The 26343-nt window shown below is 61.6% G+C and carries 24 protein-coding genes; 5 read left to right on the top strand and 19 right to left on the bottom strand.

Annotated elements, in window-relative coordinates:
* Positions 1-256 precede the first annotated feature (256 nt).
* The 7 genes from V8359_RS01115 to V8359_RS01085 all read right to left on the bottom strand — a co-directional run bounded on the left by V8359_RS01115 (position 257) and on the right by V8359_RS01085 (position 3839).
* The gene (locus tag V8359_RS01115) at positions 257-766 is read right to left on the bottom strand and encodes a YHS domain-containing (seleno)protein (RefSeq protein WP_336426852.1); all 510 of its coding nucleotides are present in this window, start codon (positions 764-766) and stop codon (positions 257-259) included.
* Between the two features lie 49 nt (positions 767-815).
* On the bottom strand, positions 816-1673 hold the full coding sequence (locus V8359_RS01110; RefSeq protein WP_336426851.1) for a cysteine hydrolase: 858 nt from the start codon (positions 1671-1673) through the stop codon (positions 816-818).
* A 190-nt stretch (positions 1674-1863) separates the two neighbouring features.
* On the bottom strand, positions 1864-2058 hold the full coding sequence (locus V8359_RS01105) for a hypothetical protein (protein ID WP_336426850.1): 195 nt from the start codon (positions 2056-2058) through the stop codon (positions 1864-1866).
* Positions 2059-2119: 61 nt separating this feature from the next.
* Positions 2120-2527, bottom strand: a complete 408-nt coding sequence (locus V8359_RS01100) for a pyridoxamine 5'-phosphate oxidase family protein (RefSeq protein WP_336426849.1) — start codon at positions 2525-2527, stop codon at positions 2120-2122.
* Positions 2528-2728, bottom strand: coding sequence for a hypothetical protein (locus V8359_RS01095; protein WP_336426848.1), 201 nt, complete (start codon positions 2726-2728; stop codon positions 2528-2530).
* An 11-nt stretch (positions 2729-2739) separates the two neighbouring features.
* Complete coding sequence (locus tag V8359_RS01090; RefSeq protein WP_336426847.1) at positions 2740-3204, bottom strand: nuclear transport factor 2 family protein; 465 nt, start codon at positions 3202-3204, stop codon at positions 2740-2742.
* Between the two features lie 86 nt (positions 3205-3290).
* Positions 3291-3839, bottom strand: coding sequence for a carboxymuconolactone decarboxylase family protein (locus tag V8359_RS01085; protein ID WP_336426846.1), 549 nt, complete (start codon positions 3837-3839; stop codon positions 3291-3293).
* A gap of 168 nt (positions 3840-4007) precedes the next feature.
* Here V8359_RS01085 and V8359_RS01080 point away from each other — a divergent pair, with 168 nt between their 5' ends.
* Entirely contained in the window at positions 4008-4592 is a 585-nt protein-coding gene (locus V8359_RS01080) for a TetR/AcrR family transcriptional regulator (protein WP_336426845.1), read from the top strand.
* A 270-nt stretch (positions 4593-4862) separates the two neighbouring features.
* On the opposite strand, the gene V8359_RS01075 is transcribed toward V8359_RS01080, so the two are convergent.
* Complete coding sequence (locus V8359_RS01075) at positions 4863-6107, bottom strand: DUF3987 domain-containing protein (protein ID WP_336427902.1); 1245 nt, start codon at positions 6105-6107, stop codon at positions 4863-4865.
* Positions 6108-6410: 303 nt separating this feature from the next.
* On the opposite strand from V8359_RS01075, the gene V8359_RS01070 reads away from it, so the two are divergent.
* From V8359_RS01070 to V8359_RS01060, 3 genes are read left to right on the top strand one after another with little or no spacing between them, the layout of a single operon-like run.
* Entirely contained in the window at positions 6411-6905 is a 495-nt protein-coding gene (locus V8359_RS01070; protein ID WP_336426844.1) for a GbsR/MarR family transcriptional regulator, read from the top strand.
* Complete coding sequence (locus V8359_RS01065) at positions 6898-8058, top strand: efflux RND transporter periplasmic adaptor subunit (RefSeq protein ID WP_336426843.1); 1161 nt, start codon at positions 6898-6900, stop codon at positions 8056-8058. The genes V8359_RS01070 and V8359_RS01065 overlap by 8 nt, the downstream gene beginning before the upstream one ends.
* Positions 8055-11204, top strand: coding sequence for an efflux RND transporter permease subunit (locus tag V8359_RS01060; protein ID WP_336426842.1), 3150 nt, complete (start codon positions 8055-8057; stop codon positions 11202-11204). Before V8359_RS01065 ends, V8359_RS01060 begins: the two co-directional genes overlap by 4 nt.
* A gap of 112 nt (positions 11205-11316) precedes the next feature.
* On the opposite strand, the gene V8359_RS01055 is transcribed toward V8359_RS01060, so the two are convergent.
* The 9 genes from V8359_RS01055 to V8359_RS01015 form a co-directional block, all read right to left on the bottom strand.
* Entirely contained in the window at positions 11317-12426 is a 1110-nt protein-coding gene (locus V8359_RS01055) for an NAD(P)/FAD-dependent oxidoreductase (protein WP_336426841.1), read from the bottom strand.
* Positions 12423-13445, bottom strand: coding sequence for a histone deacetylase family protein (locus V8359_RS01050; RefSeq protein WP_336426840.1), 1023 nt, complete (start codon positions 13443-13445; stop codon positions 12423-12425). Before V8359_RS01050 ends, V8359_RS01055 begins: the two co-directional genes overlap by 4 nt.
* Entirely contained in the window at positions 13446-13928 is a 483-nt protein-coding gene (locus tag V8359_RS01045; RefSeq protein WP_336426839.1) for a GNAT family N-acetyltransferase, read from the bottom strand.
* Complete coding sequence (locus V8359_RS01040) at positions 13925-14857, bottom strand: 3-keto-5-aminohexanoate cleavage protein (protein ID WP_336426838.1); 933 nt, start codon at positions 14855-14857, stop codon at positions 13925-13927. The genes V8359_RS01045 and V8359_RS01040 overlap by 4 nt, the downstream gene beginning before the upstream one ends.
* Positions 14858-14866: 9 nt before the next feature.
* Entirely contained in the window at positions 14867-16210 is a 1344-nt protein-coding gene (locus V8359_RS01035) for an aminotransferase family protein (RefSeq protein ID WP_336426837.1), read from the bottom strand.
* Positions 16203-17282, bottom strand: coding sequence for an ABC transporter ATP-binding protein (locus V8359_RS01030; protein WP_336426836.1), 1080 nt, complete (start codon positions 17280-17282; stop codon positions 16203-16205). The genes V8359_RS01035 and V8359_RS01030 overlap by 8 nt, the downstream gene beginning before the upstream one ends.
* A 71-nt stretch (positions 17283-17353) precedes the next feature.
* Positions 17354-18520 carry an ABC transporter substrate-binding protein gene (locus V8359_RS01025; RefSeq protein ID WP_336426835.1) on the bottom strand — a complete coding sequence of 389 codons (1167 nt, stop codon included), beginning with the start codon at positions 18518-18520 and terminating at the stop codon, positions 17354-17356.
* A 26-nt stretch (positions 18521-18546) separates the two neighbouring features.
* A complete protein-coding gene (locus V8359_RS01020; RefSeq protein ID WP_336426834.1) occupies positions 18547-19332 on the bottom strand; it encodes an ABC transporter permease in 786 nt (261 codons plus the stop codon).
* Positions 19333-19342: 10 nt separating this feature from the next.
* Positions 19343-20215: an ABC transporter permease gene (locus V8359_RS01015; RefSeq protein WP_336426833.1), complete on the bottom strand. Its 873-nt coding sequence runs from the start codon at positions 20213-20215 to the stop codon at positions 19343-19345.
* Between the two features lie 86 nt (positions 20216-20301).
* On the opposite strand from V8359_RS01015, the gene V8359_RS01010 reads away from it, so the two are divergent.
* Positions 20302-21279 carry a LysR family transcriptional regulator gene (locus tag V8359_RS01010; protein WP_336426832.1) on the top strand — a complete coding sequence of 326 codons (978 nt, stop codon included), beginning with the start codon at positions 20302-20304 and terminating at the stop codon, positions 21277-21279.
* On the opposite strand, the gene V8359_RS01005 is transcribed toward V8359_RS01010, so the two are convergent.
* The gene (locus V8359_RS01005; protein WP_336427901.1) at positions 21258-24869 is read right to left on the bottom strand and encodes a hydantoinase B/oxoprolinase family protein; all 3612 of its coding nucleotides are present in this window, start codon (positions 24867-24869) and stop codon (positions 21258-21260) included. The two genes, V8359_RS01010 and V8359_RS01005, sit on opposite strands and share 22 nt — an antisense overlap.
* A 229-nt stretch (positions 24870-25098) precedes the next feature.
* Positions 25099-26139 carry a response regulator gene (locus tag V8359_RS01000; RefSeq protein ID WP_336426831.1) on the bottom strand — a complete coding sequence of 347 codons (1041 nt, stop codon included), beginning with the start codon at positions 26137-26139 and terminating at the stop codon, positions 25099-25101.
* Positions 26140-26343 lie beyond the last annotated feature (204 nt).

Raw genomic sequence — 26343 nt, 5'->3', positions numbered from 1 at the left:
AGTTTGTCCCGCTCACCTGACGTTGAGCGGGCCGCGCATGCCGCGGGGTGTGCGAACGGCAGCTTTGATGAAGCCGCATCGCGGCGGCGGCGACCCGAGCGAAGGTCAGCTTCGGGCCGTTCGTGACGGTCCGGCAGTCAGCGGGCGGACTCAGGTCATTCGCTGCGCAAACCGCGAACGTCCGCTATCCATCACCGTCGGCGTGGCGAGCGGCCCGGCCATCTGCACGAGCCGCCAGATTTTCTGGTTGCCTGGATCAGAGGTCGCGCACAGGCGTATTCACAATACCTAGCCACTTGGCGTTGGCGCCCGCGATAACCGCCTCCGGATCTTCGCGGTATTTCGCCAGAATCGCGGCGTTCACGAAAAGGTAGAGCTTCCCCTCGACGATATCGGCATATCGAACATCACCATCGAGTTTCTTTCCGACGAAGACGCCAAAGGCGCAGAAGCCGCCGAATTGAGGCAGGTAGCGTGTCGGGCTCGCTTCGAACGCCTGCTTTGCCGCCGCAGAGGCAAAGTAGTAGTCGATGCCGTCATGGCTCGCGGTGAGTGAGGCGTCGCCGGTCAACGGCCCCTGGTCGCCGAACATCGACACCGGGTCGACCCCGTGCAGGCCCAGCGGTTGCCCCGCGAGGGTAGTGCCGTTGACGACGTTGTATTCGTCGGCGGCATAAGCCCATGTCGCAAGGGTGAGCATGGCCGCCGAGGCGACCGTGAGGATGGTTGCCCAGTTCGCGATATCCTTGATGAGTTGGGGTTTCATTGGACGTCTCCTTCTTGGTTGATTGTATGATTGGGATTGGGAAGAAAGCTCAGCCTGCGGCGGCGATGCGTTTCACGGCGTCGTCCGTCCACCACACGCCGTTGGCGACCATGCGGAAATTGATGACGGCGGCGAGGTAGCCATCGCCCTCAGGCACCTTGGCCCCCGCCGTGGCATCGCGCACCACTGCCACTTCGTAGCCAAGCTCCAGCAACTCGTAGAGATGCGCCTGCGTGCAGAGGTTGGCGGACATCCCCGCGAGGATCACCTTGTCGATGCCGCGCTTGCGCATTTGCAGGTTCAGGTCGTTCTGCGCGGGGCCGTAGACCTTGCGCGGCGAACAGACGATGGTTTTTCCGTCCTCGATGTACTTCTTGTATTGCGGCATCCAGTCGGCGCCGGAGCCTTCAAAGTTGTCGAGGTTGAGCGGGCCGAGACGGTCGAACATGCCGATCGAGTGCATGGTTTTTTCCAGCGTGCCCTCGAAGTGCCACTTGTGGTCGTGCGGATAGTAGTAGTGGGGCGATATGAAGACCGGCATACCGGCCGCCTTGGCGGCGGCGAAGAGACGCTCGATATTGTCCACTGTGCCCTGCTCGGTCACGCTTTCACCGACGACGCCCCAGGTCACGCCATCCTCGGACAGAAAGTCGATCTGCGGGTCGGTGACGACAAGCGCGGTGCGCCCGGGGTCGATCTCCATGTCGATCTGCGGCAGGCCCGGTGTCTCGGGGTCTGCGTAATAGGCGCGGGCCTCGTCGGTGGCCGCCGTGGCGGCCCCGCCGGTCAGAGCCGCGGCCCCGGCGGCGGCCCCGGCCGCAGCCCCGGCAAGAACCCGGCGGCGGGCGAGGTCGACATGCTCGTGCGTGATTCCGCAGCCGCAGTCGTGGTCATGGTCGTGTGTCATGGTCAGTCTCCTGTTCAGGGGTGAGGACAGCGCGGCGGCCTTGCCGCGATGCCAGGTTGGGGGGATCACACCGACCGCATCAGGAGACAGCCGTCACCTGGTCGCGGTCGTGGGTCACGCCGCGGGCGAGAGGGAGCGATGTCCGCTTTCCTTTGGGATCGGCACCGTCGACGGGGTGCCGAAATCGGGATCAGTCCGCCGGTACTTCGGTCAATGCGAGGGCGCAGGCGGCTGTTTTCGTGGGCGCGTGGCGGTCGGGTGCGGCTTTGGCGGCCACCTCTATCCGGGCTTGATCGGGCTCCGTCATGGCCGACGGTATCGCGATGTTGCCGACGGTAATCGCCATGGCGAGGGCCGAGATGAGAAGCGAGTTTCTGTCTTTCATTTTAATGATCCACTTCGTGGCTTGAAATCCGGGCCTGCGCCCTTGGGTTTGATCCTTCCGGTCAGGTCGGGGAAATCCCGGCCTTGGTCAGTCTGTCTTCCAATGCGTCGATACGGGCCTGAAGCCTGGCAATCTCGTCGCCATGCTCGGCATCGGTACGGCGCACCGGGATGTGCTGGGGGCAGTTCCAGTCATAGGCCGCGATGCGGATGATGATCGCGCGTTCGGCCGGCGGGGCATCCGCAGATGACAGCAACTCGATGATCCTGGCATCCTCCGAGATTTCAACCTCACCCCACAGCTTGAGCCGCTTGCGCGCCGGGTAATCGACCGCGATGATCGCGATGCGGGGATTGGTGCGCAGGTTTCCGGTGCTGATATATTGCCGGTTGCCGCGATAATCGGCATAGGCGACGGTCTGCGGGTCGATCACCCTGAGAAACCCGGGCGCGCCGCCGCGGAACTGCACCTAGGGCCAGCCGGTTTCCGAGACGGTGGCCTGGAACACCCCGTCGCGGGCCTCGAGAAAGCTGGCCTCGCGCTCGGTCAGGCTGCGCCCGCCATCGCGGTCGGGCGAGAGGGCACTGGCGTAGAGCGCGGCAGAGCCAAGACGCTCCTGCTCGGCGCGGACGGTCGGGGTGAAGGCGATATCGGCAACTCCGAGAGGCATGGCTCAACTCCTTAGAGGCCAAGGGCCGACAGGCCGGGATGATCGTCCGGGCGACGCCCGAGCGGCCAGTGAAACAGACGCTGATCCTCGCTGATCGGCAGGTCGTTGATCGAGGCGATGCGCTGCCGCATCAGGCCGTGTTCGGCAAACTCCCAGTTCTCGTTGCCATAGGCGCGGAACCACGCGCCGCTGTCGTCGCGATATTCATAGGCGAACCGCACGGCGATCCGGTTGCCGTGGGAGGCCCACAGTTCCTTGATCAGGCGATAATCGAGTTCGCGCGCCCATTTGCGGGTGAGGAAATCGACGATCCGGTCGCGGCCCTGAAAGATCTCCGCACGATTGCGCCACTGGCAGTCGGGCGTATAGGCGAGCGAGACTTTCTCGGGGTCACGGCTGTTCCAGCCATCCTCGGCCATGCGGACCTTGGTGACGGCGGCGGTTTCGTCAAAGGGCGGCAGCGGGGGGCGTGTCATCGGGCGGTCTCCTGTGTGGTGGAATTATGGCGCCCCGGCCGGGACAGGGAGCGATCCGCTTGGGGGATGCCGGGGCGCCGCCGGGATCAGGCCACCTTGGCGCTGACCACCGGGAAGTCGACCGGCGTCTCGAACGCCGAATTGATGTAGTTGGTCAGCGTGTTGAGCGCGACATGCGCCACGATCTCGACGAGCTCGGCCTCGGTATAGCCCGCAGACTTAAGCGCGGTGATATCGGCGTCACCGATATGGCCGCGCTCGCTGACGAGCTTGACCGCTAAACCGACGGCGACATCGGCCTTGGGGTCAAAAGAGGAGGCGTTGCGGTTGGCGGCGATTTCCGCCGCGTCGAGCTTGGCCACATGGGTGCCGAGATAGGTGTGCGCGGCAAGGCAATACTCGCAGCCATTCACTTGCGCCACGGCGAGTGCGATGCGCTCGCGGGTCTTGGCGTCGAGGCTGCCCTTGGCGAGCGCCCCGTTGAGCCCGAGATAGCCTTCGAGTGCGGCGGGGCTGTTCGCGGTGATACGAAACAGGTTCGGCACGCTGCCGAGCATTTGACGCACGCCGTTAAGCAGCGGTTGTGCCGCAGTAGGGGCGGCGTCGATCGAGGGGGGAAGAGAAATACGTGTCATGAGGGTTCTCGCTTTGGATAAGTTAGTGGAGTGATATATACAGATCGGTCTGTATTTCTGTCAATTCTTCAACACCCTGTTTCTTCCCGCAGACTATGAAACCAGCCCTTGAATCCCAGTGATATTTCTGCGAGAAGTATACAGAACTGTCTGGTAAGGTTTATAAATATGCCGAAATCCCGCCGTGACGATCTGGTGGATACCGCCCTGAAACTTTTTTATGCGGGCGGCTTCAACGCCACCGGGATCGACAAGATTCTGGCCGAATCCGGCGTCGCGAAGATGACGCTCTACAAGCACTTCCGGTCCAAGGACGAACTGATTCTCGCCGTGCTGCATCGACGTGACGAGCAGTTCCGCAACTGGCTGATGGGCGAGATGGAAAAGGCCGCGCCCGATCCGCGTGGGCGGCTGCTGGCGATGTTCGACGCGTTGGGCGTGTGGTTCAGCGGACGCGCGTTCAAGGGCATGGGGTTCCACGGCTGCGCCTTCATAAACGCCGCCGGTGAATTCGGCGACCACGCCCACCCCGCGCACCGCGCCGCCGCTGAACACAAGCACAGCATCGTGACCTATCTCGAAAGACTGTGTTCCGAAGCAGGCGCGCCGGCGCCACGGCACCTGGCCGAGCAACTGGCCCTGCTCAAGGAGGGGGCCATCGCCACCGCCCATGTGCGCGGTATGCCCGAAGCGGCGCAGATCGCCAAGGAGATGGCTGCCCTGATGATCGATGGGGCCCTCACCGAGGTGTAGTTGCCTGCCCGGCATAGCCTCCGAAACTCATCATGCCGCGAATGACGGCAATGAGCGCTACGAAAGAAACATCTCGGTTTGTGGTCCAATGTCCGCCCCGGGCTGGGCGTGTTTTGAAAGACGACCACAATTCGCAACTTTGCAGTGTCCACTCGCTGCGCCTAGCCGACGCTCGGACCTTCGCCGAACGGGCCATGTCTGGTCCTTTCGTGTAATGGTCTCTGCCATGCGCCCGGGTTGTGCGGATCGTCTTCGGCTGCGCGCCAGTCATCAAGCGGCGTGATTATTGCCGCACACCGGGCCTCTGCCCAGGCTTCGCGCTCTGCAGTATCTCGACCCTGCCCCGCCAACGAATTCGCGGATCGCCGCCCTTTCCTCGAATATGTCGCGGGCGAGTTGTTCGGTCGTCATTTCAGGATCAGAAACGGGCACCGTTCCTAATGCTCCTATTCCTCCCAATCCTGCCCCACCAGATGCACTCCGATTAGAACGATTAGGAAGGGTCTGGCATTTCTGCGCGGCTTCCAATGCGGCCTTGGCGTCGAAGGTAAAGCCGGTCATGCCTGCCCGCGCGCACACGATCCGCCACGCTTCCTTGCGCGACTTGCCTGCCACCTCCGCGCCGTTAGCCTCGATCAACCAGCCATGCCCTTGAAGCCGTTGCAGCGCCTTGCGTGCTCGATCCGTGACCTTCAAGGGTCCGCGCTGCGCGGCGATGCCTGCCGAGATACACGACTCGCCCCATGAGCGCAGAAGCCAAAGGCGCATCCGCTCCGCGTCGGCCACCTCGGGCGGCACGATCGCAGCATCCGCGAGGCGCGCGGCCTCGTTTGCGTAGAAGGTCGCAATCTCCGTTGCCCCGGCCATTGTCTCGCCTGTCACCTCGGGGGCGTCCGGGTTCGCGTAGATCGTCAGCACCGCTGAGAGGCGTGCGGCGTGTTCGGCGGTTTTCGACGCGAAGGCGCGCGCATCCTTGAAAGGTCCGCCGCTTGCCTGCGCCTTCTCCACCTCACGGGCGAAGGCGGTCAGCACGTCCCGCGCGCCCGGCGACAAGGACAGGACCGTCGGCAACAGTTCGTTGCGGTTGGCATCCGCCAAAGGCAGATCGCGAGACAGAAGCAACCGGATGCGCGCGGCAAAGCGGGCAATCCCGGTTTCGGCCTCCGCGTCCCTTTCCATTCGCAAGCGGGTGCCGGTGCGCGAGGCGGGGCGGCATGTCAGGAAGCCGGCGAGAAGCCCTTGCCCGCTCGCCATCGGATCGGATAGCAGCGCCTCAGCTGCGACCGGCTGCACAAGAGTATGCGCCGAGAAGCGCCGTCCGGTGTAGCTTTCGACGCCATCGCCTGCGCGCCACCTGTCGAGCGGCTGGCCATCCCACATTGCCGAAAAGCTGGCGCAGGTGGCGAGGCGGTTCTCCGCCTTCATGCTATGCTGGCCGATCAGCGCGCCGCCTTCCTCGGTCATGATCCCGAGGCTTGCGCGCAGTTCGGGCAGGTGCTTCGCGATCCCTTCAATCGTCGGCGCGCTGATCGGCGGGCACTACCTTCACGCTGTCACCCCCTTTCACGCACAAGAGAAGGTATGAAAGCGCCTATTTTTATGGACATATAGGGCTCACATCGGAAAACGCCAGTATGTATCATGGCGGCCCTACGGGCTACCACTTATATCCAAAATTCACGTCCATGCCTTGCGTCACTCTCTGTGCCTGGGATCGGCATTTACGTGACTTAGTGTTCATTTTATTCTGAACGAATTTGACATCTTGGCTTGCGCACCTATCTAGCCGTCAAGCTCATTGGCGATGGAGGCGAAATTTTGGCCGAAACAGACGACATCAGGCAGGATTTCATTGAACGGGTCGGGCAGATTGCCCAAGCCGAGGGTATGCCGCGCAGCGCGGGGCGCATTTTCGGGCTCCTGATGTTCGACGGAACGGCCGTTTCCTTTGGCGATCTGGCCAATCAACTCGGGATCAGCCGCGGCAGCGTCAGCTCGTCGGTCCGGCTGCTTGAGGATCGCAATGTGATCCGGCGGGTCGGCAAACCGGGCGACCGTCAGGATTATTTCGAGTTCGCGTCGCAGCCCTTCACCGGCCTGCTCGAAGATGCGGTGCGCCGGACAGAGCGCGCCCGCGACGATATCGGGCAAAGTCTGGCCTCGCTCCCGGATGACGCGACGGGACCGCGCGAACGGCTGACCGCCTATTACAATTTCTACGAAGCCATCAACGGCGGCCTGACACAGGCACGCACCGCACTGCCCGGCCAACACGGCAGGCAGGATCATTCAAAAGGCAAGAAACATGGCTGATCAGGACACCAAGTCATCCGGGCACACGACGCTTGAATTCAAGGACGACAAAGGCGCGTCACGATCCACGTGGGTTGCCGCGGCTATTCTCGTGGCGATCATTGCGTGGATGGGAAGCGGCTTCATCTTTCCTTCAGAGGACCCCTCTCAGGAGACCGCAGACAGGTCAGACCCTGCCCCGGTTTCGGTCGCCGTAACGCAATCGCGCGCCGAGGTCGTGACGCTTTATTTTCAAGCCGAGGGTCAGGCTATGCCAGACCGTGACACGACGATCCGTGCCGAAGCTTCAGGCGACGTGGCCGAGGTTCTGGTGGAAAAGGGCGACGACATTGAAGCCGGGGGCCTGATTGCCCGGCTCACGACCGACCGGGTCGAGGCGAACCTGCGCAGCGCACAGCAAGAGCGCGCCCGCGCCCAGCGGGAATTCGACAACGCCACCGAGCTTCTTCAACGCGGGGTCGCGACCAAGGATCGCGTGGCACAGGCCCGCGCCGCCCTCGCCGCTGCGAAATCACAGGTGGCCACCGCACAGGAAGCCCTTGAAAACGCACAGATCGTGGCCCCCTTCGCCGGGCGGATCGAAACCCTCATTCTTGATGAGGGCGAATTTGTTCAGGCCGGCAGCGATGTCGGCCGGATCGTGGACAACCACCCCCTGACCGTCGAAATCCGGGTGCCCCAGCAGATGTTGAACCGTATCAAAAGCGGACAGATGGCGAGGGTGACCTTCATCACCGGCGAGAAGCGTCAAGGCAGAGTGACCTTCGTTGGCACGTCGGCGGCCTCGGCAACGCGGACGTTTCTTGCGGAAATCACCGTGGCCAATGAGGACGGAACGATCCCGGCGGGCATTTCGGCCAATGTCCGGATACCGACAGGCGAGGAAGCCGCGCATTTCATCTCGCCCTCCATCGTCTCACTCAGCCCAGAAGGTGAGACAGGCGTGAAAACGGTTCAGGACGGCAAGGTCGCCTTTCACGAGATCGAAGTCGTGCGCGCCGAAGTTGACGGGGTGTGGGTCAAGGGCCTCCCTCAGGAGGCGGCGCTTATCACTGTGGGCCAGGGCTTTGTCCGGGATGGCGAAGCCGTCCGCGCCCGCCCTAAAGAGGTGGATCAGAGCGCCGAACAACTTGCCGAGGACAAGAAACAATGAACCGGATCATCGACGCCGCATTCTCCCGCTCGCGCGTGGTGATCATGGCATTGGTCATGATCCTGACCGTGGGTGCCTCGGCTTATGTCTTCATCCCCAAGGAGGCCAATCCCGAAGTGCCTCTGCCGCTTGTCTATGTGTCAACGGGCCTTGACGGAATCAGTCCTGCAGACGCCGAACGCCTTCTGATCGAACCCATGGAAACCGAGTTCGGGGCCATCGAGGGGTTGGAGAAAATGACAAGCGAGGCCGCCGAAGGCTTTGCCAGCGTCCAGCTTGAGTTCACGGCCGGGGGCGACATCGACGAGGCCCTCGACAAGGTTCGGGAAGCCGCGGACCGGGCCGAGAATGAAGTGCCCGAAGACGCCTATGACCTCACGATCACCGAGATCAACACCGCGCTTTTCCCCATCATCACCGCCGTTCTGTCCGGCCCTGTGCCCGAACGCACGTTGAATTCGCTGGCCGAGGATATGCAGGACAAGCTCGAAGGGCTTTCCGGTGTGCTCGAGGTGGATATCGGCGGGGCGCGCGATGAGTTTCTCGAAGTGTTGATCGACCCCACGATCTTTCAGACCTACAACCTGAGCTTTGACGAAGTCATAGGTCAGCTTCAGCGCAATAACCGCCTGATCGCGGCGGGCGCCATCGAGACCGGCGGCGGCCGGATCGTGCTCAAGGTGCCGGGGCTGATCGAAGGGGTCGGCGATGTGATGTCCATGCCCATCAAGGTGGATGGCAACGCGGTTGTCACCTTCGGGGACGTGGCCACCGTGCGCCGCAGTTTCGAAGACCCCACAGGCTTTGCCCGCATCGACGGACAGCCGGCACTGGCGCTCGAAATCAAAAAGCGATCGGGTGCCAACATCATCGACACCGTGTCCGAATCCCGCGCATTGATCGAGGAGATGCGCAAGGACTGGCCCGAAAGCCTTGAAGTGACCTATCTTCAGGACCAGAGCGATCAGGTGAAAACCCTGCTTTCCGATCTTGAGGCGAATGTCATCGCCGCGATCATACTCGTGATGATCGTGATCGTCTTTGCGCTTGGGTTTCGCTCGGCGATCCTTGTCGGACTGGCCATTCCCGGTGCGTTTCTTGCGGGTGTCGCCATGCTTTGGGTGCTCGATTACACGATGAATATCGTTGTGCTGTTCTCGCTCATTCTCGTGGTCGGGATGCTGGTGGACGGGGCCATCGTAACCGTTGAACTGGCCGACCGGCGATTGCAGGAAGGGGACGACCCGCGCACCGCCTACGCGTTCGCGGCCAAGCGCATGGCCTGGCCGATCATCGCGTCCACGGCCACCACGCTCAGTGTGTTCTTTCCACTGTTGTTCTGGACCGGCCTTACCGGCGAATTCATGAAGTTTCTGCCCACGACAGTGATCTTCACCCTTTTCGCCTCCCTCTTCATGGCGCTCATCTTCATTCCGGTCACCGGCGGCATGATCGGCAAACGTCAGCCGCAGACAGCCACGGCCAAACGCGCTCTGCACGCCGCGGAAACGGGCGACCCGCGCGAGATTTCCGGCCTGACAGGGGCCTATGTCCGCCTGTTGGAACGTGCCATCCTGCGCCCCGGCGCCACGCTGCTCTTCGCAATCGCGCTGCTTCTGGGCGGGGCCGCGCTCTATGCTGATTTCGGTCGCGGGGTTAGCTTCTTTCCCTCTGTCGAGCCCGAGTTCATGCAGGTTCAGGTGCGCGCCCGCGATAATTTCTCGATCTGGGAGCGGGACGCGCTGGTGCGTGAGGTCGAAAGCCGGCTGATCGGGTATGAGGCCATCGAGAGCATCTATGCCCGCTCAACCATGAGCGCGGGTCAGGGCGATGAGGAAACCATCGGGACACTGCAACTCGACCTGATCGAATGGGATGAACGCCCCCCCGCCCAAGAGATCGGTAAGGACATCCGGCAAGACGTGGCGGACATCGCCGGTATCGACGTTCAGGTGCAAACCGAAAGCGGCGGCCCGAATTCCGGAAAACCGGTCAAGCTTCAAATTCAGGCGCGCACCCCCGAAACACAGGCCGATGTGGTCGAAAACGTGCGCGAGATCATGGAACGCATTGGCGGGTTCACCGATGTCACAGACACACGCCCCCTTCCCGGAGTGGAGGTTTCAATCCTCGTGAACCGGGCCGAGGCCGCGCGCTATGGCGCGGATGTGAGCCTGCTTGGACAGGCGGTCCAACTTCTGACTCAGGGGATCACGGTGGCCGATTACCGGCCCGATGACACGGATGGCGAAATGGACATCCGCGTGCGGTTTCCGCGTGACGAACGGTCCCTGTCCCAGTTGGGCAATCTTCGGGTGCCGACACAGGCGGGCCTCGTGCCGATTTCGAATTTCGTGACGTTCGAGCCGTCCGAGCGCGTCGGCACACTGCGCCGGGTGGACGAACGCCGCGTGGTCACGATCGAAGCGAACGTGGCTCCGGGCGTTCTGGTCAACGATCAGATCACCGCCCTGCGCACCGCGCTGGAGGCCGCCGACCTTCCCGAAGACGTCAGCTATGAATTCGCGGGCGAAGCCGAGGATCAGCAGGAGGCCATGACCTTCCTTATCGGCGCGTTCATCGCGGCGATCTTTCTCATGCTCGTGATGCTCGTGATGCAATTCAACAGCTTCTACCAAGCCTTCGTGGTCATGAGTGCGATCATCTTTTCGATCGCCGGTGTCCTGCTTGGGCTGATCGTCACCGGGCGGCCCTTCGGGATCGTGATGGGGGGCGTCGGTGTAATCGCTCTTGCCGGGATCGTGGTCAACAACAACATCGTCCTGATCGACACCTACAACGACCTTCGGGCCAATGGTCAGTCCGCGCTGGAGGCGGCACTGCGCACCGGGGCACAGCGCCTCAGGCCAGTCGTTCTGACCTCGGTGACAACCGCATTGGGGCTGATGCCGATGGTGATCGGTCTCAACCTCAACTTCTTCACCCGCGAGGTGGTCTACGGCGCGCCCTCGACACAATGGTGGACCGAACTTTCCAGCGCGATCGCGGGCGGGCTGGTCGTGGCGACAATTCTCACGCTCGTCGTGACGCCGGCGATGCTCATGTTGGGTGAAAATCTCAAAGACTGGCGCGAAGCGAGACGCGCCAAGCGCCACGGCGCAGACGTCACATCGTCGCCCGCCTGACACCGGGGGAAGCAACGCGTTTCGTGAGAGCTTGATGGCTGGTATCGCCCTTCTGGACGTGCGCAAGTCATCAGCAGGAGAAACGCGCGCAGGCGGCCCAGCGCGCGACGCTTCAGGACCTGAGCCGCTCAGGCGACAGCGCCTGAACAAGGTCGGGCTTCGCGGCCCCGGACCCACCGCCGGTGCAAAGCGCCCGCACGATCGCGGCAAGCGCGGGGGCGGTCTGCACGCCGTATCCTCCCTGACCGGCAAGCCAGAAAAACCCGCTTGCATCGGGGTCGAACCCCACGACAGGCGTGCGGTCTGGCGCGAAACTTCGCAGCCCAGCCCAGCTATGCGAGGGTTTGACAATAGGCAGATCCACCATCTGCTCAAACCGGTAAAGCCCTTCGGCAAGCACCATGTCATCGGGCCACGCATCCCCGGGATCGACCGGGTCTTCATCGGCGGGTGAGATCATCAGGCGATTGCCATCGGGCTTGGCATACCATCCCTCCCCCTCGACGACGGACCCAAAGAGGGGCCAGTGGGCAATCGGCCCGACATCTTCGGGCACCGCCATCAGAACGGCGGACCGGCGCATCGGCTGAATGCCCATGGGCGCCAGACCGGCAAGCTTCGCAACCGGATCGGCCCATGCGCCTGCCGCGTTGATCACGATCTTCGCGGAATACACGTCATCGCCGGTTTCGACCCGCCAGCCATCGCCATCCTTGGAAATGGCTGTGATGGTCTGGCCCGTGCGCACGGTGCCCGCGCGGGCCCGCAAAAGGCGCGCACACCCCTGAAGAAGCCGGTCTACGTCGATATCCTGCGCATCGCGTTCGATCACAGCCGCCGCTATCTTGTCGCGCCGTAGAATGGGCACAAGCGCGACCGCTTCGGCGGCGCTGAGACGTTCGACATTTGCCGTGCCCTCAAGATACGAGGCGAGCGTATCCAACTCGTGGTCCTGCACGACAAGCATCTCGCCCCGCGGGCTCAGAACGCTTTCCCCCAGAAGATCACCTGACAAGGCCGGGTGCGACAGGTCATTCAGTCCGCGCAAGGTATCATTGCCATAATTGCGGATGAAGATCGCCGCCGACCGTCCCGTGGAATGATAGCCAAGCTGCGCCTCGGACTCGAGCACCGTGACAGAAGCATCCTGAGCAAGTTCGGCTGCCGCGCTGATCCCGGCGATGCCCCCGCCGATAACAAGAATATCCGTGGTCTCGGTCATTTGCCCTTAAACCCCGTTAGCACACTTGTCAGGTTCTCGCTCAGCGCGTCGGACAGATAGCCGCCCTCCTGCACCAGAAGTGTTGGAAGGCCAGCCTCGGCAATGGCCGCTCCGATCCGGGCAAATCCCGGCGTCGTGATCGCCAGCCCCTTGAACGGATCGTCGATATGCGCATCAAGCCCCAGAGCAACGACAAGCGCATCACAGCCAAAGGCGCTGATGCGCCGAAACGCCGCCCGAAGCGTCTCGAGATAGTCGTCATCCCCGGTGCCGCGCGGCAATGGCAGGTTTAGATTGGCCCCCAAACCGGCGCCCTCTCCCCGCTCTTGGGCATGGCCCCAAAAGAACGGGTAGAACCGTGCCGGATCGGCATGAATCGAGACGGTCAAAATATCATCGCGCCCATAGAACATGCCTTGCGTGCCGTTGCCGTGATGCACATCCACGTCAAGAATGGCGGGCCGGTAGCCCGCCGCGCGCAGCCGCTGGGCGGCGATGCCCGAGTTGTTCAAAAAGCAGAACCCACCGGCAAGGTCTCCAAAGGCGTGATGCCCCGGGGGACGCGACAGGACATAGGCCGCGCGCGTGCCGCCTATCAGTGCATCGGCACCCGCCACAGCCGATTGAGCCGACCAATAGGCGGCATCCCATGTATGCTCGGCGATGGGACAGGCTGTGTCCGCCTGATGATAGCCGGCCTGCCCCACGGCGGATTTCGGATAGCTGTCGCTGCGGTTGGCGGGGTGAATGTTCGGTATGACTTCGGCGCCCGCGCCCTCGATCCGCTGCCAGCGCGTGTAGATGTTTTGCAGAAATGTCAGGTATTCCGAAGAATGCACCGCCGCGATGGGACCAAGCCCCGCATCTACGGGGGCCTCGAACGCACAGCCCGCCGCCTCGGCACCGGACTTGAGCCGCGCAATGCGCTCGGGCTGTTCCGGGCTCGGCTGTAGGGTGCCGTTGGCCATGAAATGCTTGGGGTCATGTGTCCACTGACGCTCGTCGAAAAAAGCTTTCATTCAACTGCTCCTGATCTTGTCGAAGGCCGCACCGCTGAGGCGGAGGCCGGTTTCGCCGCGGACCACGTCGAACCCCATGCTGTCATAAGCCGCGAGCGCGCCGTGATTGTCGTCATACGCCGCCAGACGGATATATCCAGCCTGCCACAGCCGTGCGCCGTCATCCGCCACCCGTGCCAGAAGCTGCCGACCCAAGGCTTGGCCGCGCGCCCGCTCGGCCACCCATAGGTCCGACACGTAGACACCCGCCGCGCCGCCCACGGTTGAAAAGACCGGAGAATAGAGCGCAACACCCAGCGGGGCATCCTCGGAGGAGAGATGGGCAACAAGTCCGTGACACGCCGGAGCGTCACCGAACAGTGCCGCCGAAAGCGTTTTCGCATCCGCATGGAACGGATCGCCGATATCCGTGGCCAGCGCGCGCAGGCCACGCTCCAGAAGTCCCAATGTCTCGGGCGTGACAGGGTCGATCACCGGTTTCATGCGCCGACCGCTATCTTGTCGGCACCCTTGAGCGCAAGCATCGCCCGCGCCTCTTCGGGGCTGGCCACCTCGCGGCCCATATCTTCGATGATGCGACGTATCTGCGTGACCTGCTGCGCGTTTGAGCGCGCAAGTTCGCCCCGCGCGATCATCAAATTATCCTCAAGGCCCACGCGCACATGCCCCCCCCGCTCAAGGCTGCGTGTCGCCATCGGTATCTGGTGACGCCCTGCCGCCAGAACCGAGAACATGTAATCGTCACCAAAAAGCTTGCCCGCGAGATCGACCATATGATCAAGCGTATCGGCATCCGGCCCCATACCGCCCAGAACGCCAAAGACGAACTGGATGAAATAAGGCGGCTCCACGAGGCCCCGATCCGCGAAATGCCGCAACATATAGAGATGGCCGATATCATAGCATTCGAATTCAAAGCGCGCGCCGCGCTCACGCCCCATGAGGTTCAGCACACCCGCGATGTCACGCGGCGTGTTCTTGAAAACCAGATCGTCGGACGCGCGCAGGAACGGCTCTTCCCACTCAAAGCGCCAGTCGCGCGGCTTCTCGGCCATGGGATACAAGGCGAAATTCATCGTGCCCATGTTGAGCGAACACATCTCGGGACAGAACCGCACCGCCGCGCGCAACCGGTCCTCAAGTGTCATGATCGCGCTGCCCCCAGTGGTCAGGTTCACCACGGCGTCACACGCTTGGGTGATCTTCGGCAGAAAGGCCGCATAATGATCGGGGTCGCCCGAAGGGCGCCCGTCCTCCGGGTCGCGGGCATGAAGATGCAGGATCGTGGCCCCCGCCACCGCCGCGTCGATTGCCTGATCCGCGATATCGTCGGACCGGTAAGGCAGGTAGGGCGACATGGACGGCGTATGGATCGAGCCGGTGATCGCGCAGGTGATGATCGTCTTCTTCATGCGCCCGCCTCAGGTTTCCGAGAGGGCCGACGCCGGAAGCGTCTCCACGAATTCACCCAATGACCGGTCCAGAAGCTCGGTTATTTCCTCAAGCTGCTCATCGGTTGTGATCATCGGCGGACACACCATGAAATGATCCCCGCTCAGGCCGCCCCGCGTGCGCCGTGAATAGATGATCAGCCCATTGGCATATGCGATATCCACCAGCCGGTTGTAAGCGTTCAACTCGGGCGGCAGCGGTGCCTTGCTCTGCCGGTCCTGCATGAGTTCGAATGCCATCAAAAGGCCCTTGCCGCGCACATCGCCAATCACCGGGTATTTCTGCATCATGTCGCGCAACCGCTCGGCCAGAATCGCACCCACCCGCGCGGCATTGGCGGTCAGGTCACCGCGCTCGATCTCATCAAGCACCGCAAGGCCTGCGGCACAGGCCAGCGGGTTGCCCGCATATGTATGGCCATGCGCAAACCCGCCCGCATCAAGCACGGCGTCAACGATCCCGTCCTTGGCGATCACGGCACCAAGCGGCACATAGCCGCCACCGAACCCCTTGGAAAGGCAGATCAAATCAGGCGTCACCTGCCAGTGGTCCGCCCCGAAAAAGAGGCCTGTGCGCCCGCCGCCGCTCATCACCTCATCGTGGATCAAAAGCACGCCATAGCGGTCGCAAATCTTCCGGATACGCGTGAGGTATCCCGCCGGTGGCACAAGCGCGCCGGTGGATGCCCCGCCAATGGGCTCCACGATGAAGGCCAGCACGGTCTGCGGTCCTTCTTCGAGAATACGGTCCTCCAGCATCTGCGCGTAATATGCGCCGGTGGCCGGATCCTCGGGATCAAGCCCGTCAAGATAGGCGCGCGGCGCAGGGATCTTGGGCATCGCCCGCATCATCGGATCAAAAGGCGCGGAAAGCGGCGCATAGCCAGTGACCGAAAGCGCGCCAAGCGTGGACCCGTGATAACCGGGATGCCGCGCAATGACCTTGGACCTTTGTGCCTCGCCACGGGCCAGCGCGTATTGCCGCGCCAGCTTCATCGCACTTTCCGTGGCCTCGGAACCACCCGACACAAAGAACACGCGGTTCAGGCCCTCAGGCGCCAGCGCCGCCGCACGGCTGGCCAACGCTTCGGACGCCTCGGTCTGAAAATGCAGGCGATAGCCGAATGTGGATTGATCCATCTGGCGGCGCATCGCCTCGAGAACGCGGGGGTTCGAATGGCCTATGTTGCTGACCATCGCTCCGCTTGATCCGTCGATATAGCGCTTGCCGCTTTTGTCCCACATGTAGATGCCGTCAGCCCGGTCAAGATGCGGTCGCTCAAGCCGGGACTGATAGAAAAGGTGATCAGACATCCCGGTCCTCGTCTGGCGGAAGCGCGCTGCACGCATTGGGATTAAGCGCGAGAGACACGGTGTCGCCAGCGCGATATGGCGCCTCGTCGATCATGTTCATCGCCTGAAGCTGCGTGTCACCCACCCGCAGGAAATAGCGCGCAAGCTGACCCTGATAATCGACCGCCTCGACCACGGCCTCGGCACCCTCCTGCCCCGTCGGGCCCAGCGTGAGCTTTTCGGCGCGCACCATGAGCTTGGCATCCGCACGTTCACCCAGCGTGGCGGCATGCGACATCGGGACCGGGGTCTTGCCGAACTCGGTGGTCTCAAGCACGACGTGGTCCGCCTCGCGCGCCACGACCCGCGCATCAAGAAGGTTTGACGCCCCGAGAAACCGCGCGACAAACTCGGATGCCGGCGTGTTGTAAACCTCAGAAGGAGAGCCGACCTGCTCGACCCGACCCGAGCTCATCACGATGATCTTGTCGGACATGGCAAGCGCCTCGGATTGATCATGCGTCACGAAAATCGAAGTCACCCCGATCCGGTCCTGAATGGCCTTCAACTCCACGCGCATATCCTCGCGCAGGTTGGCATCAAGCGCCGAAAGCGGCTCATCGAGCAAAAGCACGTCCGGCTCGATCACGATGGCCCGCGCCAGCGCGATACGTTGTTGCTGCCCCCCCGAAAGCTGGCTGGGATAACGATCCTCGACACCGGGCAGGCGCACGATCTCAAGCGCCTCGGTCACCTTGCGCGCCACGTCAGACTTGGACACGTCGCGATATTTCAGGCCAAAGGCGATATTCTCACCGATGGTGCGATGCGGAAACAACGCATAGTTCTGAAAGACGAGCCCCAGGTTGCGCTTGTGGATGGGCACATCATTCACCCTTTGTCCCGCAACCAGGATGTCACCGCTCGTCGGTGACTCGAGGCCCGAAATCATGCGCAGGATCGTCGTCTTGCCACAGCCCGACGGGCCCAGCAGCGTGGTGAACGAGCCTTCCTCGAAAACGATATTGGCATCCCTGACCGCCTGCACGGCGCCAAAGGACTTGCGGATATCGTTCAGTTCGACACGTGCCATGAATAGTTTCCAAATTCTGTTCTGGGAAACGGGCCGCCCCACCTAGGGAACGGCCCGTCCGGGAGAATGGATCAGGCGCCCTTCTGGACCCTGTTCCACATCTTGCTTTGCTCTTTCTCGACCGTGTTCCACTTGGCCGGATCGCGGAACACGAGCCCCTCGAGTTCACCGGTCGGATCGAAGGCCGGCAGGTTCTTGACCTCCTCGGGCATGTCGACCTTGGTCGGATCAAGCGATGGCGGATATTTCTGACCCACGGCCACGGCGATGGCGGTCTCGGGTTCAAGCATGAAGTTCAGAAGCTCCTCCGCGGCCTCCATCGGCGACCCTTCGAGCACGAACATCGTTTCCATCCAGGCAAGGCCGTTGGGCGGATCGATATAGCCGATCGGATGCCCCTGTGCCTGAAGCGCGGCCACACGACCGGACCAGGCTTCGGTCACATAGATCTCTTCCTTGGCCAGCAGATCCATAAGCTCGGCACCCGAAGACCAGTATTTCAGCACAAGGTCGCGATGCTCTCGTGCCTTGTCCCAGACAGCATCCCAATCCTGAATGTTGTTGGGGTCTTGCCCGGTCTGAAGCGCCCCGTACCATGCCCGGTTGGCCCAGTCGCCACCCCAGCCGCCGATCTTGCCCTTGAGCTCCTTGTCGAGCAGAAGGTCGGCGCCCAGTTCGCGGGCTTTCTCTTCGGAGACGTATTTCTTGTTATACGCGATCCCCGTCGTGCCATAGTCATAAGGCACCGCCGAAAGCCCATCGGGCGTAATCGCGCGGAAGGGCTCGATCATCGCCTCCATGACGTATTGCATGTTCGGAATATTATCGAGGTTCAGCTTGACGTTGTAGCCGCTATCGACCCAGCGCTTGTACCATGTGACCCCGGAACTATGCAGAATGTTATGCCCACTGGTATTGCCTGCGGCCTTTACCTTGGTCAGAACTTCGCTTTCGCCACCGAAGGTCGCATCAATAACCTCATTGCCGGTCGCTTCCTCGTAGGGGTTGAAGGCGTGTTCGCGCAACGCCTCGGAGACGACACCGCCCCACCCTTCGAAGTGAAGCTCTTTGCCCATGGCACGCGCCTGCGTGGTCATGGCCGTCATCATGCCGCCGGACACACCCGCGGTGATCCCCGCAGCCCCCAGCAACCCAAAGAACGAACGGCGGTCAATGTCGCCATTGCCCATCCTTTCGCGCAGCCGCTCATAGCGGGTGGTATTGTCTATCTTTTTCATTGTCAGTCTCCCTTGTTGACTTGGTTTCATACTTTCTTGCGTGAGAAATACCGTGCCACCGCGCCCGCCAGAAGCGGCAGGCCGACGGTGATACAGATCATCACGAAGCCCAATGCGTTGATCTCGGGGCTGACCGAGTTGCGCAGCATGCCGAAGATTTGTGTCGGCACGGTTTCCATGCCTGATGGCCGCCAGAAGATCGTCGCGGTGATATTGTCGAACGAAATGGTGAAGGCGAAAAGCGCACCCGCAAAAACCGCAGGAAGCAGGAGCGGAAGCGTCACCTGAAAAAATGTCTGAAGCGGGCTTGCCCCCAGCGACCGCGCCGCCTCTTCGTAATCCTTGCGAATACCGACAAGCCGGGCCTGCACGACAAGCACGACAAACGGCAATGCAATGATCGAATGCCCGATCAAAAGCAGGCCGAAACTGCGCGGCATGTGCAGCCATCTCAGGAAAATGAGAAGACCCACGGCCAGCACCGTTTCAGGCACCAGCACAGGGGTGATGAGAAACGTGGTGATCCACTGCTTTCCACGGAATTTATAGCGCACCAGCGCCACACTGGCGAGCACGCCAAGCGTCGTGGCAATGAGCGCGGTCAGCAGGCCCAAAAGGATCGATGTGCGCAGCGCGCGAATGATCGCATCGTTCTCGGCTAGCTCGCGGAACCACCGTAGCGAAAACCCTTCGATCGGAAAGCCGCCGAATTGCGACGAGTTGAACGCGAGGATCAGCACCACGGCGATCGGCGCGAACATGAACGCATAGACAAGGAACGTATAGAATTTCAGAAGCGACCAGACCCGCATATCCGCCCCCTTACCCGAATGCCTTGGACAGCTGGTTCATACCCATGAGCCGGCTGTAAAGAACAACGACACTCCCCAGCAGGATCAGCAGGGTGAACGACAGCGTGGCACCCATCGGCCAGTTCAACTCGGTCACGATCGCATCGTAGACAAGGTTGCCGAACAGATAATCACCCGGCCCCCCGAGGATCAGCGGCGTCACATAGCTTCCGCCGGTCAGAACAAAGACCAGAAGGCTTCCCGCCGCCAGCCCCGGCATCGACAGCGGCAAAGTCACCTCGCGAAAGGCTTGCCATGGTGTCGCCCCAAGGGTGCGCGCGGCTGGCTCAAGGTTGGTGTCGATCCCCTCAAGGCTGACATATATGTTCAGGATCATGTAGGGCAGGAACACGTGGATGAAGCCGACGATCACGGTGAACTCGGTATACATCACCTGAAGCGGCACATCGATCAGACCCAGCCATGTCAAAAGACCGTTGAGCGCGCCCTGATTGCCGAAAATATGAATCCAGCTCAGCGTTCTGATGATGAAGCTGATCCAGAACGGCAGGATCAGAAGAAGCAGCAAAAGCCATTTGTGCCGGTATCGCGTCATCGCGATCACATAGGCCGGAATATATCCCATCACGGCGGCCAGAACCGTCACGATCACCGAAAGCCGCAAGGTTTTCCAGATCGCGGTGTGATAGTATCCATCGGTTAAAATCTCTTGCCAGTTGCCGAACTGAAAGGCCGGGCGATCCACCGCGAGGTCGATGTTTTCATAGAAAGAATAGACAAGGATGAACCCCATCGGGATCACCACCAGAGCCGTGATAAACACAAGCGCAGGCGACAAAAGTATCCATGGGCGGCGATCCGCGATCAGACTTTGTTGAGACAAGTTTCAAACACTCCCTGATTCACCATTGCATGATGACTGCAAATTGCCAAAATTGATACTGGGAATACACAAGATTGATTTTGTTAATGTCATTCGACCTCGACACCAAATTCGCGTTTCAGCTTGATTGGAACCTGCTCCGCACCTTTCTCGTGATTGCCGAAGAAGGCAGCATCACCGGCGCCGCGCACCGTCTGTTGCGGGGACAGCCCTCTGTCAGTCTCGCCTTGCAGCGCCTCGAAACCGATCTTGGCTGCCGTCTCATTGATCGCGGTCACGGCACCTTTCGCCTCACCGCCGCAGGTCGACAGCTTCACACCGAATGCACCGAGCTTTTCTCCGGTGTCGCCCGCATCCCCGAGTTGACGCATGCCGCCTCGAACGAAGTGTCGGGCGAGGTGAACATCTTGCTTGCCAGCCACGTGGTCACCCCGCTTCTTGATGCGGAGTTGAGCGCGATGAGCGCCGCGCATCCCAAGATGCGCTTCAGCATCCGCATCGACACCAGCGCGCGCGTCATCCATTCGGTGCGCGAACGCATGGCGAGCTTCGGCATCTGCCTCGTGAACCGCCGGTTCTCTGACCTGACATACACGCATATGTATCGCGAATTTTTCGGCTTCTATTGTGGTCCGACGCACCCTCTCTTCGGTCGAAAGGGGCTATCGCTGCACGATCTGCGGCAATACCCGGCCGTGTCCTTCGACACCGACGACCTCAACGACGCGCTGCGCCCGGTGGCCTTGTTGCGAAGCAAATGGGGACTGGATTACGACATTGTCGGACGCTCTTCCCAGCTTGAGGAGGTGCGCCGGATGATACAATGCGGCATGGGCATCGGCTCACTGCCGATCCATGTGGTGGAACAGGACGTGGCGCGCGGCCTGTTGTGGCGCCTGCCGCCCTATGACGACCCCCCCGAGGTGGACATTTTCCTGATCCGCAGTCCGCGCAAACGCCTCAATCGCGCCGAGGCGCTCTTTGTCGACAACTTGGAGGCGCGCATCGCCCGCACGCCGCTTGATGCCCGCATCTATCGCGATCATCCCTCCGAAGCACCATAGCCACCACCACCGGGGGTCTCCATCACAAAGACGTCGCCCTCGGCGACCTCGGCCATGTCATTGCCGCCCAATTCCTCGCGCGTGCCATCCTTGCGGATGATCGCATTCCGCCCAAGCGCGCCGGGCGCACCGCCCTCCATGCCCCGTGGCGGCACAACGCGATGCGAGGTCAGAACAGTGGTGGTCATCGGTTCCAGAAACCTGAGCTTGCGCGTGATTCCGTTGCCCCCGCGATGACGGCCCTCACCGCCCGAACCCTGCCGTATGGTGAATTCCTCGATCCGCACAGGGAACCGCCATTCAAGAACCTCGGGGTCCGTCATCCGCGTGTTGGTCATGTGCGAATGCACAGCATCCGTGCCATCGAAATCGGGGCCCGCCCCAGTGCCGCCGCAAATCGTCTCATAGTTCTGAAACGTGTCATTTCCCCAGATGTGATTGTTCATCGTGCCCTGCGACCCGGCGATCACACCAAGCGCGCCATAAAGCGCATCCGCAATCGACTGGCTGACTTCGGTATTCCCGGCGATCACCGCCGCAGGGTATTGGGGATTGATGAAACACCCCTCCGGCACGATCAGGTTGAGCGGCTTGAGACATCCTTCGTTCAGGGGGATGTCACTACCCACGAGTGTGCGGAACACATAAAGCGCGACCGCGCGACAGATCGAGAGCGGCGCGTTGTAATTGCCGTCATCCTGCGGACTTGTCCCCGTGAAATCGAGCATCGCGGTTCGCGCCTCGCGATCCACCGAGATATCGACCTCGATGGTCGCCCCGCTATCGAGTTCATAGACGTTGTGCCCCGCCTTCAACTTGTCGATGACCCGGCGCACGCTTTCCTCTGCGTTGTCCTGTACGTGGTGCATATAGGCCTGAACCACATCCACCCCGAACTGATCCAGCGTCTTGCGCACCTCGCGCGCGCCGGTCTCGTTCGCGGCCATCTGCGCCAGAAGGTCGGCAACATTGTCGTCGATGTTGCGGCACGGATAGGCTCCCGACGCCAGAAGCGCGCGGGTTTTCTCCTCAAGGAATCGCCCGCGATCGACCATCTTGAAATTGTCGATCAACACGCCCTCTTCATCGATATGCGTGCTATCCGGCGGGGCCGATCCGGGCGTGCGGCCACCGATATCCGCATGATGCCCGCGCGAGCCCACGTAGAACAGCACCGTTTCTTCGTCGGTATCAAAGACAGGCGTGATCACCGTCACATCCGGCAAATGCGTCCCGCCGTTGAACGGCGCGTTCAGCATAAAGACATCGCCCGCCTGCATATCGGGGTTCTCGCGGATCACGGTGCGCACCGCCTCGCCCATTGAGCCCAGATGCACGGGCACATGCGGCGCATTGGCCACAAGGCCCCCTTCGGGATCAAAGAGCGCACAGGAAAAATCGAGCCGCTCCTTGATGTTGACCGAATAGGCCGTCTTGGCCAGTGTCGCACCCATCTGCTCGGCGATGGACATGAACAGGTTGTTGAACACCTCAAGCATGACCGGATCGGCGGTCTTGCCAATGTTTTCAGACCCTTTGCGCGGCACCGCCCGCTCAAGAACCAGATTGGCGAAAGCATCGACACGGGCGCGCCATTCCGGCTCGACGATGACGGTGCCGGTCTCCTCGCGGATGATTGCGGGGCCGTCGATCGCATGGCCGTGGCGCAGGGTCTCGCGATCATAAAGCGGCGTTTGCGTGGCCGCGCCATCGGCCACCATGTCCACGCGGTCAATCGGGTCGGGTGTGCTGTCCGATGTCTCGGTCTTGTCCTCGGGAAGCGCGGATTGCGCGCCGATCGCCTCCAGTGTCAGCGCCTCAAAATAGACATCCCGCGCGCTGTCGGCAAAGCCATAAAGCTGTTTGTGGGCACTCTCGAACGCCTCGCGCATGCCGGCTTCGGCACCGAAATCCACGGCAAGCGTCTGATGCGACCCGGAATACCGCAAAAGCGCCTGCGCCACAGTCGTCATGTCGTTTTCCGCGTTGCCCTGAGCCCTGAGTTCCGACTTGGCCTCATCGGCCATATCGCCAAGCAGGCCCTCGGCCTCATCGTGGCTGTCTGGGCTCAGCGTCCTGTCGAACTGCACCTGCCTCAGGCCCCGCACTTCGGCCAGCCCCATGCCATAGGCCGACAAGACACCCGAAAACGGATGCAGGAAGACCCGCTTCATCCCCAGCGAATCCGCCACAAGGCAGGCGTGTTGCCCCCCCGCGCCGCCAAAACAATTGAGCGTGTAGCCAGTCACGTCATAGCCGCGCTCGACGCTGATCTTCTTGATGGCGCGCGCCATGTTCTCGACCGCGATTCGCAGGAACCCTTCGGCCACCTCCTCGACGGGTTTGGGCGCTTCCCCGGTGTCATCCGCGATCACCTGCGCCATCTCGGCGAACTTCTCGCGCACTGCATCTGTATCAAGCGCCTCGTCCGCGCCGGGGCCAAAGACATGAGGAAAATGCTGTGGCTGAAGCTTGCCCAGAAGAACATTGCAATCCGTAACCGTAAGCGGCCCACCCCGGCGATAGCAGGCCGGACCGGGATCGGCGCCCGCGCTTTCCGGTCCCACCTGAAAACGGCCATCCCGAAAACTCAGGATCGAGCCACCCCCGGCTGCAACCGTGTGGATGTTCATCATCGGCGCGCGCATCCGAACGCCCGCGATCTCTGTCTCAAGGCTGCGCTCGAACTGTCCGGCATAGTGACACACATCCGTCGAGGTGCCGCCCATATCGAACCCGATCAGCTTCTCATGGCCCGCATGTTCCGCCGTCTTGACCATCCCCACGACGCCCCCCGCTGGCCCCGAAAGGATGGCATCCTTGCCCTGAAAGAGATCGGCATCGGTCAATCCACCGCTCGACTGCATGAACAAGAGGCGCTTGCGGTCCTCAGTCTCGGTTCCGTTATCAAGCGCATCACGCACCTGCCCCACATAGCGCCGCAGGATCGGGCTGAGATAGGCATCCACCACGGTCGTATCGCCGCGCCCCACCAGTTTCATCAAAGGGGATGTGCCATGGCTGGTCGATATCTGGGTGAACCCGATATCCTCCGCGATCCCGGCGGCCTGCTTTTCGTGATCGGGCATCTTGTAGCCATGCATGAAGGCAATCGCGACAGCGCGAATACCGTCGTCATAGGCCTTCTGCAAAACCTCGCGCGTGCCGGTTTCGTCAAAGGGGCGCACCACATCGCCCTGTGCATCGACCCGCTCGTCGATCTCTCCCACACGCTCAAACAGCATTTCGGGCAGCCGGATGTTCAGATCGAAAATCCGGGGCCTATTCTGATACCCGATCCGCAGTAGATCGCCAAACCCCTTGGTAATCAACAAAAGCGTCCGGTCGCCCTTGCGCTCAAGAAGCGCGTTGGTGGCAACGGTCGTGCCCATCTTGACCGCGTCTATCACCCCATCAGGAACCGGCTCTCCTGCTGTCAACTCAAGACAATCCCGAATGCCCTGCACAGCGGCATCGCGATATTGCTCAGGGTTTTCGGACAAAAGCTTGCGCGTCTCGAGGCTGCCATCGGGCCTGCGGGCCACGATATCGGTAAATGTGCCGCCACGATCCACCCAAAATTGCCACATCACCAAAGCCTCCGTTTTTGTCTGTGCCCCGGGAAGCAAACCCATTTTAGGACCCGCACCGCGCGCCGCCACGCAGACGCTTGCAAGTCTCGCGCGGCATCGCAATACCGAAAACGCCCCGGTCATACGGAAAAGACCGTGATCAGTGGGATCACGGTCTCTTGCAAGAAGGTCATGTGGGTCAGCGACTACAGGGTGGCCGGCAAGCGCCCTTAACGGTCGCGCCGCGTCAACGGCCCTGTGCTTTGGCGAGCCGCTCGTTTTCGGACGCACGTGTGTCTTTTCCGCGCGACTTCAGCGGGGTGACATTCGCCCGACCTCGGTCGCGCTGCTCCACGCGCGCCACCGCGGCCTTGCAGGCGCGCTTGAAATTGAGCTTGGGCGTCGTGGTCAGCGTGAGTGGCTCGCCCACGATCACCTCGGGCGGGATGTCTTTCTGACAGATCACAGGCAGTTTCGCCTTGGCCAGAAGAGCGTGCAACGACTGTTCAGTTCTCAAACTGCCCTGCCCGTCCTCAGGCGCCGCCGCCCAAAGAAAGATTCCGTTGCCGAAATGTGTCACGAACGCCTTTTCGGGGGCGGTGTGCTCGATCATCGCGTCCGCCGTGGCCTTCAGAAACGCCACGAACTCGACGGGGTCGGATTTGGCGAATATCTCGGCGATCCTGCGAACCTTTACCGCGAGGAGGTTGATCGCGCAATCCTCGGTCCGCGTGACCTGCTCGAGATAGTTCTGGAAGGTCGCGAGCGACATGATTTCCTCGCTCGTGATCTCCTGCTGCGGCACGACCTGCGCGCGCCCGGCCCTGTATGCGGCGGCTGCGGGCTCCTGCCGGTTTTCCTGCCGCGTCGCCGATTGCACGGCGACATAGCTGTCCATCGCCGCCTGCCGCTCCTGCACGAGACGCTCGGCGACGCGCATACGGGTCAACACCTCGAAAAACTCGAAGGGTTTGGTCACGTAATCCGTGGCGCCATTCTTGAACGCCTGCTCCACCGCGACACGATCCTTGTGTTTCGTGATCATGATGATCGGCGTGTTCCGATAACGCGCCAACTCTCGTATCTCGGCACAAAGGTCTATGCCGTTCTTGCCGGGCATCTCCACATCCAGAAGGATGCAGTCATAGGCAATCGCCGTGTCCGTGATCTTTCGAATGACCTTGCAGGACGAATCCATCAACGTCACATGCTCATAGCCGCCCTGCGTCAGACATTCATTCAGCAAGTCCAGTGCAACCTTGTCATCATCGACAACCATAATTTTCATGGGTTTTTCGCTCCTTACGTGTCACCGTTATTTGTTTTTATGGTGCGTTGCCCTTCCGAATGCGCTGTCGCGCTTATAACTTTGATATCCGCTCAGTTTGACCAAATTAAGGAAGAAGTCACTTAGGTGTATCGAAGGCAAAAAACCCTTATTTGCATGGCGATTAGGCCCCTCAACGCGCCGCCCGCCGGCGCCCCCCGCGGC

The organism is Roseovarius sp. E0-M6, assembly GCF_037083845.1.
In the GTDB taxonomy this organism is placed as follows: Bacteria; Pseudomonadota; Alphaproteobacteria; order Rhodobacterales; family Rhodobacteraceae; genus Roseovarius.
This window is presented reverse-complemented; position numbering and strand designations above follow the sequence as displayed.